The 12,929-nt window shown below is 69.8% G+C and carries 15 protein-coding genes and 1 pseudogene; 5 read left to right on the top strand and 11 right to left on the bottom strand.

Going from position 1 to position 12,929, the window contains the following annotated elements; genetic code table 11:
- The first annotated feature begins 6 nt into the window (after positions 1–6).
- Positions 7–1,683: an FAD-binding dehydrogenase gene (locus tag AC5Y43_RS10250; protein WP_499972009.1), complete on the top strand. Its 1,677-nt coding sequence runs from the start codon at positions 7–9 to the stop codon at positions 1,681–1,683.
- Between the two features lie 24 nt (positions 1,684–1,707).
- Here the strand turns inward: AC5Y43_RS10250 and AC5Y43_RS10245 are convergent, their stop codons facing one another.
- On the bottom strand, positions 1,708–2,346 hold the full coding sequence (locus tag AC5Y43_RS10245) for an MBL fold metallo-hydrolase (protein WP_499972007.1): 639 nt from the start codon (positions 2,344–2,346) through the stop codon (positions 1,708–1,710).
- Here AC5Y43_RS10245 and AC5Y43_RS10240 point away from each other — a divergent pair.
- The 3 genes and pseudogenes from AC5Y43_RS10240 (at position 2,323) to purQ (ending at position 4,016) form a co-directional block, all read left to right on the top strand.
- Positions 2,323–3,053 (top strand): annotated as a pseudogene (locus AC5Y43_RS10240) (ATPase). The gene AC5Y43_RS10245 and the pseudogene AC5Y43_RS10240 sit on opposite strands and share 24 nt — an antisense overlap.
- A gap of 52 nt (positions 3,054–3,105) precedes the next feature.
- Entirely contained in the window at positions 3,106–3,345 is a 240-nt protein-coding gene (gene purS, locus AC5Y43_RS10235) for a phosphoribosylformylglycinamidine synthase subunit PurS (RefSeq protein ID WP_499972005.1), read from the top strand.
- Entirely contained in the window at positions 3,342–4,016 is a 675-nt protein-coding gene (gene purQ / locus AC5Y43_RS10230; RefSeq protein ID WP_499972003.1) for a phosphoribosylformylglycinamidine synthase subunit PurQ, read from the top strand. Before purS ends, purQ begins: the two co-directional genes overlap by 4 nt.
- Here the strand turns inward: purQ and AC5Y43_RS10225 are convergent.
- Together AC5Y43_RS10225 and AC5Y43_RS10220 are read right to left on the bottom strand one after the other, a co-directional pair.
- Positions 3,983–5,398 carry a WS/DGAT/MGAT family O-acyltransferase gene (locus tag AC5Y43_RS10225; RefSeq protein WP_499972000.1) on the bottom strand — a complete coding sequence of 472 codons (1,416 nt, stop codon included), beginning with the start codon at positions 5,396–5,398 and terminating at the stop codon, positions 3,983–3,985. The two genes, purQ and AC5Y43_RS10225, sit on opposite strands and share 34 nt — an antisense overlap.
- A 23-nt stretch (positions 5,399–5,421) precedes the next feature.
- Positions 5,422–6,237: a lysophospholipid acyltransferase family protein gene (locus AC5Y43_RS10220; protein WP_499972225.1), complete on the bottom strand. Its 816-nt coding sequence runs from the start codon at positions 6,235–6,237 to the stop codon at positions 5,422–5,424.
- 146 nt (positions 6,238–6,383) lie between these two features.
- Here AC5Y43_RS10220 and AC5Y43_RS10215 point away from each other — a divergent pair, with 146 nt between their 5' ends.
- Positions 6,384–7,445, top strand: coding sequence for an NAD-dependent epimerase/dehydratase family protein (locus AC5Y43_RS10215; RefSeq protein WP_499971998.1), 1,062 nt, complete (start codon positions 6,384–6,386; stop codon positions 7,443–7,445).
- A gap of 13 nt (positions 7,446–7,458) precedes the next feature.
- Here the strand turns inward: AC5Y43_RS10215 and AC5Y43_RS10210 are convergent, their stop codons facing one another.
- The 8 genes from AC5Y43_RS10210 to AC5Y43_RS10175 form a co-directional block, all read right to left on the bottom strand.
- Entirely contained in the window at positions 7,459–7,932 is a 474-nt protein-coding gene (locus AC5Y43_RS10210) for a hypothetical protein (protein ID WP_499971996.1), read from the bottom strand.
- An 88-nt stretch (positions 7,933–8,020) separates the two neighbouring features.
- On the bottom strand, positions 8,021–8,485 hold the full coding sequence (locus AC5Y43_RS10205; protein WP_499971994.1) for a cupin domain-containing protein: 465 nt from the start codon (positions 8,483–8,485) through the stop codon (positions 8,021–8,023).
- A 10-nt stretch (positions 8,486–8,495) separates the two neighbouring features.
- Positions 8,496–9,188, bottom strand: a complete 693-nt coding sequence (locus tag AC5Y43_RS10200) for a haloacid dehalogenase type II (RefSeq protein ID WP_499971992.1) — start codon at positions 9,186–9,188, stop codon at positions 8,496–8,498.
- 2 nt (positions 9,189–9,190) lie between these two features.
- A complete protein-coding gene (locus tag AC5Y43_RS10195; protein WP_499971990.1) occupies positions 9,191–9,337 on the bottom strand; it encodes a hypothetical protein in 147 nt (48 codons plus the stop codon).
- Positions 9,338–9,413: 76 nt separating this feature from the next.
- Positions 9,414–10,460, bottom strand: a complete 1,047-nt coding sequence (locus AC5Y43_RS10190) for a zinc-binding alcohol dehydrogenase family protein (protein ID WP_499971988.1) — start codon at positions 10,458–10,460, stop codon at positions 9,414–9,416.
- Positions 10,461–10,576: 116 nt separating this feature from the next.
- On the bottom strand, positions 10,577–11,245 hold the full coding sequence (locus AC5Y43_RS10185) for a TetR/AcrR family transcriptional regulator (protein WP_499971986.1): 669 nt from the start codon (positions 11,243–11,245) through the stop codon (positions 10,577–10,579).
- A complete protein-coding gene (locus tag AC5Y43_RS10180; RefSeq protein ID WP_499971985.1) occupies positions 11,242–11,940 on the bottom strand; it encodes a TetR/AcrR family transcriptional regulator in 699 nt (232 codons plus the stop codon). The genes AC5Y43_RS10185 and AC5Y43_RS10180 overlap by 4 nt, the downstream gene beginning before the upstream one ends.
- A gap of 70 nt (positions 11,941–12,010) precedes the next feature.
- Positions 12,011–12,883, bottom strand: a complete 873-nt coding sequence (locus AC5Y43_RS10175; protein ID WP_499971983.1) for an alpha/beta fold hydrolase — start codon at positions 12,881–12,883, stop codon at positions 12,011–12,013.
- Between the last annotated feature and the right edge of the window lie 46 nt (positions 12,884–12,929).

Raw genomic sequence — 12,929 nt, 5'->3', positions numbered from 1 at the left:
TCGGACATGAGCGATTCATCGGTCGCGGGGTTCGCCGCGGACGCGATCATCGTCGGCGCCGGGCTGTCGGGCCTGGTGGCGGCCTGTGAGCTGGTGGAACGCGGCCTGCGGGTGCTGATCCTCGACCAGGAGAACAGCGCCAACCTGGGCGGTCAGGCGTTCTGGTCGTTCGGCGGCCTGTTCTTCGTCGACAGTCCCGAGCAGCGTCGCCTGGGCATCCGCGACAGCCACGAATTGGCCTTGCAGGACTGGCTCGGCACGGCGGCCTTCGACCGGCCCGAGGACTACTGGCCCCGCCAATGGGCGCATGCCTACGTCGATTTCGCCGCGGCGGAGAAGCGCAGCTGGCTGCGCGAGTGCGGGCTGAAGATCTTTCCGGTGGTGGGTTGGGCCGAGCGCGGCGGCTACGGCGCGCAGGGGCACGGCAACTCGGTGCCGCGGTTCCACATCACCTGGGGCACCGGGCCGGCGCTGGTCGAGCTCTTCGCGCGCCGGCTGCGGGACCGCTCGACGGTGCGCTTCGCGCACCGCCACCAGGTCGACGAGTTGATCCTGGAGGGCAGCGCGGGGGATGCGGTGACCGGCGTCCGGGGCACCGTGCTGGAGCCCTCGTCCGCGCCCCGCGGGGTGGCGTCGTCGCGAAAGGCGTTGAGGCAATTCGAATTCCGCGCCTCCGCGGTGCTGGTGACCAGCGGCGGCATCGGCGCCAACCACGACCTGGTGCGCAAGAACTGGCCGAAGCGGATGGGCCGCGTCCCCGAGCAGTTGCTCAGCGGCGTGCCCGCGCACGTCGACGGCCGGATGATCGCCATCTCCCAGCGGGCCGGCGCGCGGGTGATCAACCCCGACCGGATGTGGCACTACACCGAGGGCATCACCAACTACGACCCGGTCTGGCCGTTGCACGGCATCCGCATCATTCCGGGCCCGTCATCGCTGTGGCTGGACGCGTCCGGCAAGCGGTTGCCGGTGCCGCTGTACCCGGGGTTCGACACCCTTGGCACGTTGGAGTACATCACCAAGTCCGGGTTCGACTACACCTGGTTCGTGTTGAACGCCAAGATCATCGAGAAGGAGTTCGCTCTCTCGGGTCAGGAGCAGAACCCCGACCTGACCGGTCAGAGCGTCCGCGAGCTGCTGCGCAACCGCGCCAGCTCGGGGCCGCCGGCACCGGTGCAGGCCTTCGTCGACCGGGGAGTGGACTTCGTCAGCGCGGACTCGCTGCGCGAGTTGGTGAGCGCGATGAACAAGCTGCCCGACGTCCAGCCGCTGGACTATGCGACGGTCGAGGCCGAGGTCACGGCCCGGGATCGCGAGGTGGCCAACAAGTTCACCAAGGACGGACAGATCACCGCGATCCGCGCCGCCCGGACCTATCTCGGCGACCGCCTGGGCCGGGTGGTGGCCCCGCACCGGCTGACCGATCCGAAGGCCGGGCCGATGATCGCGGTCAAGCTGCACATTTTGACCCGAAAGACGTTGGGCGGCATCGAGACTGACCTGTCCGGGCGGGTCCTCACGGCCGACGGGACGCCGCTCACCGGGCTGTACGCCGCCGGCGAGGCCGCCGGCTTCGGCGGGGGCGGGGTGCACGGCTACCGGGCGCTGGAGGGCACGTTCCTGGGCGGCTGCATTTTCTCCGGGCGCGCCGCGGGCCGCGGCGCCGCCGACGACATCATCTAGGCCACGAGTCTCGAGCGCGAGCGGCTAGAAGGTGACCGCGCTTTCCTCCGGGAGCACCTGGAAGTCGGTGCTGGTCATCTCGGAGAGCCGGCCGTAGTAGATGCCCCGCGCGTCCGGGGCGATGATGCCCTGGTGAATGGGCACCGCTCGGGCGGGCGCCACCGCGCGCAAATAATCGACCGCCTCGGCGACACTCATCCACGGGGCCGCCGCCGGCGTGGCCAACACGTCCACCGGCTCGTCGGGCACGAAGAGCGCGTCGCCGGGATGCATCAATCGAGCCGGGTGGCCGCCATCGCCGACCACATACGAAATGTTCTCTATCACAGGGATTTCCGGGTGGATCACGGCGTGCCGGCCCCCGACGGCCCGCACCGTCAGCGCGCCGATCTGCAACTCGTCGCCGACGTGCACCGCGCGGCAGGGGTCGCCCAGCTGGGCCGTGGTCTGCGGATCGGCGTACAGCGCCGCGTCCGGGTTGCCCTCGAGCAGCGACGGCAGCCGCCCGACGTCGACGTGGTCGGGATGCTGGTGGGTGACGAGGATGGCCGAGAGCCCGGTGATCCCCTCGAAACCGTGGGCGAAGGAACCGGGATCAAAAAGCACCCGGGTGTTGTCGAACTCGGCGAGTAGGCAGGAGTGGCCGAAGTGCGTCAATTGCATGTCTACGATTGTGCCCTGAAGGAGTGGTGCCGATGCGCGTGATCCTGGCGACGATGCTGGTTGTCGGCGGCTTCGCCGTGTCATTCGCCGTCATGGTGCCCGCGTACGCCGAGCCCGAGACCTGCCCGGCCGTGTGCGACCAGATCCCCAACACCGCATGGATCCGGCCGCGCGCGGTGCCGCTGGACTCCGCCTACGCCTGGCCCGCGCTCGCGGGTTCGGCCGTCCCGCTGACGGGCACCGGAACGCCGAGGTTTCGGTTCGAGGACCTGTGCGCCACACCGGCGGCGCCGCAGGACCCCCGCGACTCGGCGGTGGCGGCGCGGGTGACGATCACCCACCCGGACGGCCAGTGGCAGTTGCAGGCCCAGATCCTGCATTGGCGCGGCGACACGGCCCGCGGCGGCGCGACCGCGGCCTCGGTGTTCCGGGCCGCCGTCGCCGCGCTGCGCGCCTGCCAGCAGCAGGTACCGGCGCAGTCGCCCTCGCTCACCACCGACGAGCCCAGCCGGATGGCCGCGGTGATCAGCGGTCCCGTCGTCGCGCACACCTACCTGGTGGCCCACACCGCGAGCAGCACGATCAGCGCGCTCACCCTGTGGTCGTCCGCCCCGCCGCAGGTGCCCTGGCCGTCGATGCCCGACGACCCGGTGCTCAACGCAATGACGGCCCCCCTGTGTGACGCCTACATCGCCTCGTGCCCGTGATCCACGCGCGCCGGTACAGTTAGCCCCGAAACACAGCTGAGGAGGAGCGCCGGTGAGCCGGGTCGTCGTTCATGTGATGCCCAAAGCGGAGATTCTCGACCCGCAGGGCCAGGCCATTGTCGGCGCGCTGGGTCGGCTCGGCCACCCGGGGATCTCAGATGTCCGGCAGGGCAAAAGGTTTGAGCTGGAGGTCGACGACACGATCGACGACTCCACGCTCGCCGAGATAGCGGAATCGCTGCTGGCCAACACCGTGATCGAAAACTGGACGATCACCCGGGAGGCACAGTGACGGCGCGGATCGGCGTCATCACCTTTCCCGGCACGCTGGACGACGTGGATGCTGCCCGCGCGGCGCGGTTCGTCGGCGCCGAGGCGGTCGCCCTGTGGCATGCCGACGCCGACCTCAAGGGGGTCGACGCCGTGGTGGTGCCCGGCGGCTTTTCCTACGGTGACTACCTGCGCGCGGGGGCGATCGCCAGGTTCGCCCCGGTGATGGCCGAGGTGGTCGACGCCGCGCGGCGCGGCATGCCGGTGTTGGGAATTTGCAACGGCTTTCAGGTCATCTGCGAAGCCGGGCTGCTGCCTGGGGCGCTGACCCGCAACTCGGGTCTGCACTTCATCTGCCGCGACGTGTGGCTGCGCGTGGCGTCCACGTCGACGGCATGGACGTCGCGCTTCGACCCCGACGCCGATCTGCTGGTGCCGCTGAAATCCGGCGAGGGCCGCTACGTCGCGCCCGACAGCGTGCTCGACGAACTCGAGGGCGAGGGCCGGGTGGTTTTCCGCTACCACGACAACCCCAACGGGTCGCAGCGCGACATCGCCGGCATCAGCTCGGCCAACGGCCGCGTTGTCGGGCTGATGCCGCATCCCGAGCACGCCATCGAGGCGCTGACCGGTCCCTCCGACGACGGCCTGGGGCTGTTCTATTCGGCGCTGGACGCCGTGCTGGCCGCGTGAGCGGGAATCCCTGCCGCACTGCGTAACTCGTCGAACGCCGCGGTGAGTGCGTCGGTCGCGTCGTGCGGGTCGTGGAACGTCCGGTCGTCGGTGAGCACCGCGATGCCCAGCTGGTCGACGTAGCTCCACACGGTGATGTTGACGGGCGCGCCCGGCGAAAGCACGCCGGTAGAGTAGATCTCGCTGACCGCCGCGCCCCCGAAGTGGCCGCGCTCGCGCGGGCCGGCCACGCTGGACACCGCGACGTTCATCATCTTGTTCGGCCCCTCGCGGCAGGCCAGCCACCGAAACGCCGCCGGGGCGACCGCGGTCGGCAGGTAGGCCATCATCCGCTCGTAGAGCCGCGGGCCGAGAATCTCGTGGTCCTCCTTGGCGATTCGGGTGGCCAGCGAGACCAGGCGTACCCGTTCGGCCGGGTCGGCGACGTGGACGGGCAGCGAAATGGACAGCCCGCTGATGTTGTTGCCGGTGATCCGGTCCGACTTGTCGGTGGCGGTCGGCACGGACGCGATGATCGGCCGGTCGGCCACGCCGTCGTAGGCCAGCAACAGCGCGCGCAACCCGCCGGCAGCCGTCGCCAGCACCAGGTCGTTCATCGTGACGCCCAACGCCTTGGCGGTCGCCTTGACGTCGGCCAGCGGCAGTGAGGCGCTGGCGAACCGCCGCCGGGGCGACACGACGTGGTTGAGAAACGTCGGCGGAGCATCGAAGGCGTCGGCCAGGTCGGGGTGATCCCCGCGTTCGCGGGAGCGGCGGCGCACCCGCGTCAGGCCGACGGCCGCGTCCCTGGCCAGGCCCGGCAGCGCGGCGATTTGGCGCACATGGTCGCGCGCGGCGGCGCGCAGCAGGTGGGCCGTCGAGGGTGTGATGCCGTACTCGTCGTTGTCGCGCTCGTCGGTCGCCCCGTCCTTGAGATCCATCGCGCGCGCCAGCAGGTTCACCGACGCGACACCGTCGGCGAGCGCGTGGTGAACCTTGCCGATCAGCGCGAACCGGCCCCCGGCCAGCCCCTCGGCGAAGTGGAATTCCCACAGCGGGCGCCGCCGGTCCAGCGGCGTGGAGGCCACCTCGCCGATGAGGCCGTCGAGCTCGCGGCGGCCGCCCGGCGCGGGCACCCGCACCCGGTGCAGGTGGTAGTCGAGGTCGATCTCGCAGTCCTCCTGCCACATCGGGTGGTGCAGCTTCCAGGGGATGTCGACGAGCCGGTAGCGCAACGGTTCCAGCAGATGCAGCCGGCGCCGCACGTGGTGGCAGAACGTGTCGAAGCCGAACTCGCCGTCGAAACCGGACGGGTCGATCACGGCGACCTTCAACGTGTGGGTGTGCAGGTTGGGCGTCTCGCTGTAGAGCAGCATCGCGTCCATACCGTTGAGCCGCTTCACAATTCAGCCTCGCCGCGCTCGAGTCAGCCCAGGATCGGCAGGCGGCGCTGGCTTGCCAAGCGCTTGAGCGCGGCCGTCATCACCGCGCGCACGTGAGCGTCGACCTCGTCGACGTCGGGGTCGTCGCCGAAGCGGGCGGTGACGTCTATCGGTTCGAGCACCTCGGTGACGATCTTGGCCGGCAGCGGCAGGTTGGGCGGGAAGATCACGCTCAGCCCGAACGGGAAGCCGAAGCTGACCGGCAGGATGTCCATCCGGGCCTTGGTCAGCCCCAGCTTGCGGGCCAGCCAGTTGCCGCGGGTCAAGAACAACTGGGTCTCCTGAGCGCCGATGGACACGGTGGGCACGATCGGCACCCCCGCCTCGATCGCGGTCCTGACGTAGCCGGTGCGGCCGTTGAAGTCGATGGCGTTCGCCTCGAAGGTGGGCCGGTAGGAGTCGTAGTCGCCGCCCGGAAACACCAGCACCACCGCGCCGGAATGCAAGGCGGCCGCGGCGTTCTCCCGGCTGGCCTCGATGACCCCGAGGCGGCGCAGCCACCCGTCCAGCGGACCCATGAACAGGCCGTAGTGGCCCAGGGTGTACACGGGCCGGTCGTAGCCGAACCGCCGGTAGAAGGCCGGCGAGAAGATCAACACGTCCGGCGTCAACATGCCACCGGAGTGGTTGGAAACCACGAGCGCCCCACCCGCCGCCGGAACGTTCTCGATGTTGCGCACCTCGGCGCGATACCACCGCTTGATGACGGGCCCGACGGCGTTGGCGACCTGTTCGGTGAAGGCCGGATCCCATTTGGCGGTCTCGTGATTGTCGGCCGCCTCGACTGTGCTGCCCTGCATGGTTCCCCGCTGTCGTGTTCCTGGCATTCGCTATTGGTTGCCGATATGACGCCTGCCTCAAACCTCAGCACCCTTTGACATATGATACTCTCCATTTTGGAGAATGTCATATCCGTTTGCTGGGGGGCCATGCCGCGGGGGAGGAAATGTCCGAACGAGTTCTTGTCACAGGGGGTTTCGGGCTGGTCGGCTCGCAGACCGTGCGCCGGCTGGTCGCCGACGGGCACGACGTGGTCGCCACCGACCTGGGCACCCGCGGCCAGCGCAAGGCGGCGAGGTCGCTGCCGGCCGGGGCGCGGGCGCGCTGGGCGGACCTGACCGACCCCGGCGAGGTCGACCGTCTCGTCGCAGACGCGTCGCCGACGGTGATCATCCACCTCGCGGCGGTCATCCCGCCGGCCATCTATCGCCATCCGGACCTGGCCCGTCGCGTCAACGTCGACGCGACGGTGGCGCTGCTGCGCGCCGCGGCGGCGTGCCCGCACCCGGTGCGGTTCGTCCAGGCGTCGAGCAACGCCGTGCACGGCTCCCGCAACCCGCACCGCCACCCCGAGCTGTTGCGCGCCGACACCCCGCTGCGACCGGTGGACCTCTACGGCGCGCACAAGGCCGAGGTCGAGGAGCGCGTCCGGGCCTCCGGTCTGGAATGGGTGATCCTCCGGCTGGCGGGCGTCATGAGCGTCGATCTCAGCGCGATGCCGCTGAGCATGGACGCGCCGTTGCTGGAAAGCGCGCTCCCGACCGACGGGCGGATCCACACGATCGACGTCCGCGACGCCGCGCTCGCGTTCGCCGCGGCGGTGACCGCCGATGTCGCCGGGGAGATCCTGTTGATCGGCGGTGACGAATCCCATCTGCTGCGGCAGGGGGAGGTCGGGAAAGCGCTGGCCGCGGCGCGGGGCCTGGTCGACGTCTTGCCGGCGGGGCGCCCGGGCGACCCGGACAGCGACGACGACTGGTTCGTCACCGACTGGATGGACACCGGCCGCGCCCAGCAGGCTCTACGCTTCCAGCACCATCGCTGGCCCGACATGCTCGCCGAGATGCGCGCGGCCGCCGGGTGGCAGCGACATCCGATGCGAGTGATCTCCCCGATCGCTCGGCAATTTTTCAAACGCCGTGCGGCTTACCGGAATCGGCCCGGACGCTACGCCGACCCGTGGGGTGTGCTCAGGGCCGAGCTCGGCGAGCCCCACCCCGTCCACTAGTCGTCCGGGGCCCTCAGCCGGCGTCGCACACCAGCGGCTGCGGCGCCGACGGTAACTCGACGGCGGGATCCAGCTGACCGAACAGCTCGATCGCGTCGGCGATGACGGCGTCGACGAAGGACGCGAAGCCCTCGAAGTTCTTCAGGTTGCCGCGGATCCACTGCGATCGCCGCGCCACTACGCCGATGCGCTGGGGGTCGGAGGAGCCGTGCACGATCGCGATCACCTCGCGGTCCTGCCGGTTCCACGCGTCGGCGAAGTGCATCAGCCAGGGGCGGGTGGTGGCGGGAAAGAAACACGCGGGGGCCACCCGGACCATCAACACGTCGCCGTGCGTCGGGCAGACCTCGAGGTGGACGTGCAGGCGCCGCGGGCGGGTGTTGGCGACGTAGAAGAATTCGCCATCGTGCTGGCCCCGGAAATATCGGCTGCCGCGGGTGCGCAGATAGCGTTCGACCAGGTTCGCGCAGAGCGCCTGACTCGTCATGCCATCGATGCTGGCCCCGACGGCTTTGCGGATGCTTGGAGCCAAGCTAGCCGCGAGCAAAGAAGTTGGTGAGAATTGGCTGAGCGACCTACGGGGCGCCCAGCGGATACAGCCCCGGCAGATTGACCACGATGGCCTCCTGGGTGCTGCGGGCGATCACGACCTCCGCGGTGCAGCTCGGGTCGGGGTTTTCTTCGCGGTGCGGCAGGTACGGCGGGATGAAGACGTAGTCGCCGGGGGCGGCCGCGATGCGCACCTCGCCGGCGCCGTCATGGAAGACGAACTCCGGATGGCCGCTGCGCACATAGATCGCGGTCTCCGATTCGCCGTGATGATGGTTCGACGAGACGGTGGCCGGGGACGCGTGCGTCTCACCCATCCACAGCTTCTCGGCGCCAACCGAGGTGCCGGTGAGCGCGGCGAAGCGCCGCAGGCCCTCGGATTGCGCGGTGTCGGAACTGATGTCCGACGCCCTGACGTGATGCACGCGGCTGCGCGCGACTCCCGTTGCGCTGTCGCCGAAGTCGGGATGGAATCCGTCCGAGGTCGCCATGATGCTCCCGTCAGTCGTCTCTGCTGCTAGCGACGAGGCGCTCGGCCAGCTCGCGCAGGTCGCGCACGATGATCTGCGGTTGCGGCAGCCCGTCAACCGGCAGCGGTGGGTTGCCCGGCCGGGTGATGAGGGCCGAGCTGAAGCCGACATGCTGCGCGCCGAGGGTGTCCCAGGCGTGCGCGGCCACCATCATGCATTCGGCGGGCGCCACCTCGAGGGTTTCGCACACGTACCGGTACACCGCCGGGGCCGGCTTGAAGGCGCGACGGGCATCGACGCTCAACTGTTGTTCGAAGAAGCGGGCCAGCCCCGAATTCTGCAGCGCCGTAGGCCCGTTCGGGTTGGGCGGCGAGTTCGTCAGGGTGACGAGGCGGAAGCCGTCGTCGCGCAGGGCGGTCAGCCCGTCGGCAACATCCGGATGCGCCGGCATCGTGAGCAGGCCGGTTGTCAGGCGCTGCACGTCGTCGTCGGTCACGCCGACGTGGTAGACGTCGCCGAGCATGCGCAGCGTGCCCCGGGCGAGTGTGGGGAAGTCCACGTAGCTTCCCGCCAGGGTGATGGTCATCGAGTACAGGATCAGTTGCGCGAACCATTCCCGCAGCACCCGCTCGTCACCGAACAACATGCCGAAAAGCGGCGCCAGCGACTCGAGATCGAGCAGCGTCTCGTTCACGTCGAAGACGAGCACCGACGGCGCAGCCATGGCTACGGCGCCGCGTTCGTGGCCGCGGGGATGCCCGGCCGCAGGTACCAGACCAGGCAGAGGCAGATCAGCACCATCGCCGCCACGGGCCACCACAGCGCGACGACGGCCGCCGACACGAACGCGGCGATGGTGATGAACGACCTCATCCGCATCAATCTACGCACCCGTTGCGACCAGCCCCATCGTCGTGTCCTCTCGTCCGAAACCCGTTCGCGACCAGCCCTATTCCAGTACGACGACCATCTTGCCTCCGGCGTCTCCGGCCTCCATCACCCGGTGCGCCTCGTGGATCTGGTCGAACGTGAACACGCGGGACGGTTTTGCCTCGAGCTTGCCCTCGGCGACCTGGCGCGCGATGTCTTGCAGGGGCACGTCGGACAGTGGGAACCCCTCGGCGCCAAACACGAAGCTGCCGAAGAAGTTCCAGTTCACGCCGGAGGCCATGCGCAGCAGCGGGTTGAAATCGCCGATGGGGTCGAGCCCACCCAGCCAGCCCGCCAGGCAGGCCGTGCCGCCGCGGCGCAGCATGTCCAGGGAGTCCAGGATGGTGCTGTTGCCGACGAGGTCCAGGACCGCGTCGACGCGTTTGGATTCGGGCAGGTGGCCGGCCAGGTCGCGCCGCTCGACCTCGACGCGTGCCGCGCCGAGCCCCTCGAGCATGGCGAACCGGCCCCGGCTACGCGCGGTGGCGATGACGTGCGCGCCCGCGGCGACGGCCATCTTGAGCGCGGCCTGCCCGAACGACGATGTGGCGCCACGCAGCACCAGGGTCTGGCCGGCTTTCAGGCCGAGGTTGCGGAACAGGCATGTCCACGCGACCGCGTAGGTTTCGGGCAGCGCCGCCAACTGCGACCATGGCAGGTCGGACTCGATGAGCGCGACGTTCGCCGCGCGTACGCGCGTGTATTCGGCGTAGCTGCCGTTGATGGTGCGCCCCAGGCCGCCCATGAGCGCCGCCACCTTGGCGCCGACCGGGAATTCGCCTCCCGGGCACGAGTCGACGATGCCGACGCATTCGATGCCGCTGACTTCGGCGGCTTCGGCCCACTCGCCGCGCCGCATGTGCAGCTCGGCGTGATTGAGTCCGAATCCCTTGACCTCGATCACCACTTCGCCGTCGCGGGGCAGCGGCTTCGGGATGTCGGTGTAGACGAGGCTGTCCAGGCCGCCGAAGCCCGTCAGGACGATCGCGCGCATGGTTTCGCCCCCGGGTTGTTCCCGTACCACCGCCGGCGCGCTGGGCAGCTGAAGTGAATCAGTCATGGACAATTACCGCCTCTTCCCCGCTTGTGTCGCCCTGCGATTACGCGCGCCGCCCGCGGCCAGGTGAATGGGCCAACTAGCCCACTATTATGGGCTACTCAACCCAGTCTGTCCAGGGCTCGTCAGGACTCGTCGCGGCGGCGACGGGCGGATCGGCCTGCCCGGGGCGCGGGGGCCGCCGCAAAGGCGCGGACGTAGTCGACGGCCGCGTTGACGGCCGCCCGCAGCGGTTCGGGGTCCCCGGTGGCGAACGTAATCAGCGCACCGCCCTGATGGGCGGCGACCAGGGACGCGGCCAGGTGGCGTGGGTCGGCGTCGGGCCGCAGCTCGCCGCGGCGCCGCATGGCGGCGAGTCCGGCCTGGAAAAGTCCGATCCAGAGGTCGTAGCCGGCGGAGAGGTCGTCGTGAATCTCGTCGTCGGCGTCGATCAGCTCGCCGGCCAGCGAGCCGTACACGCAACCACCCACGCGGTAGACGGCGTCCGTGTCGGCCACGCAGGCATCGGCCCACGCCTGCAGGTCGGCGATGCTGTCGAGGGCGCCGAACGCCGGCCGGGTGTGGAAGGCCTGCACGTCGCCGCGGCGGGCGGCCACGACGTGACGGGTCAGGTCGCGTTTGTCGCGGAAGTAGTGGGAGATCTGCGAACCGCCCACGCCGGCCGCCCGACGCACTTGGTCGAGGCTGGTGCTGGCGACGCCCCGCTCGAACATGAGGCGCGCGGCGACCTCGACGATCCGCGCCCGCGTCGCCAGACCCTTACGGGTGAACCGCGTGGCACCGTCGTCTGTCACGGTGCGCGCTGCGCTGTCCCGCCCCGGCCGCGGGCGCGACGGGCCGGCCGCGGCGCCCGCTCGGCGGGATCGGCGGCGAACGTGCGCAGATAGTTGACCGCGAAACGCACGGCGTCGGCGTGCGGCCACTGCGTCCGATAGGTGAAGGCCAAGGTGCCGCCCCCCTGGTGCGCGCTCACGATGACCATCGCCAATCGCCGCGGGTCGGCATCCGCGACCACGACGCCGTCGTCTTTCATGCGCTGAATCGCCTGCTGCAGCAGGGAAATCCACTCCCAATAGCCCGCCGCCAGCGTCTCGCGCGTCGCGTCGTCGGACTTCGCCAGCTGCGCGGCGAGGGCGTGGTAGGTGGGCGTGCCGACGTACCCGATGCGCCTGAGGTAGCGCATGTTGAGCTCGATCCAGCGCTCGAAGTCGTCGAACGAACTCAGGCCCCCGAGCCTGGGCTGGCGGTGAAAGTCGAGCACCACGCCGATCTGACGGCGGATCACCGCGCGGATCAGCGCGCTCTTGTCGGCGAAATAATGGGCCAGCTGGGATCCGCTGGCCGACGCCGCCTTGCGCACCCGCTCCAGGTTCGACGCGGACAGGCCCTCCGTGACGATCAGCTGGGCGGCCGCGGCCACGATCCGGTCGCGGGTGGCGCGCCCCTTGGCGGTCAACCGTTGTTCGTCCAGAACATCGGGATGGGCCATTGCGTCAGGCTAACCCGCGCGCCGCCGAACTCTGGGATATTCAACCCAATGCCCGTGCCGCGCGGCCCGGTCAGGCGGGCACGAGCACCTTGTCGAGGAAGTCGCGGACCAACCCGGTGACGTCGTCCAGTGCCGACTCGAGCAGGAAGTGGCCGCCGTCGAGCAGATGGATCTCGGCGTCGGGCAGGTCGTCGGCGAACGCCTCGGCGCCGGCCGGACCGAATATCTCGTCGCCGCGGCCCCACGCCGCCAGCAGCGGCACGCGGCGGGCGCGAAAGTATTCGTGCAGGCGGGGATACAGCGGCGCGTTGGTGGCGTAGTCGCGCAGGAGCTTTAGCTGCACCTTGTCGTTGCCCGGGCGGGAGATCAGCGCGTAGTCGTGCTGCCAGGCTTCCGGGTCGACAAGGGTCTCGTCGGCGACGCCGGTGACGTATTGCCATCGGGTGGCGTCCAGCGTGAGGAATTGGCGCACCGCGGCCTCGGTGTCGGCGGTCTGCTCGCGCTGGTAGGCCCACACCACCTTCCAGAAGCTCTCGACGAATCCCGCGTCGTAGCCGTTGCCGTTCTGGGTGACGATCGCGGTGATGGCGTCGGGGTCGTGCAGGGCCAGCCGCCAGCCGATCGGGGCGCCGTAGTCCTGGACGTAAACGGCGTACCGGTCGAGCCCCAGCGTGCCCAGCAGGCCCGCGGTCAGGTCGGTGAGCGCGTCGAAGGTGTAGTCGAACTCCTCGACGGGTGGCGCGTCGGACAGCCCGAAGCCCAGATGGTCGGGCGCGATCACGTGGTAACGGTCGGCCAGTGCCGGTATCAGGTTGCGAAACATGTAAGAGCTGGTGGGAAACCCGTGCAGCAGCACCAGTGATGAGGCTTCGGGATCGCCGGCCTCCCGGAAGAACAGCCGATGGCCGTCGACGGTGGCGTATCGATGGTGGACTGCCGGCATGACGTACCTCCTGGGCCCTTGCGCACATCGGCGATCCGCGCGGTTC

Source organism: Mycobacterium sp. NGS57, assembly GCF_059812405.1.
Note: the sequence above shows the minus strand (reverse complement) of the source record. Positions and strands in the feature narration are given on the sequence as shown.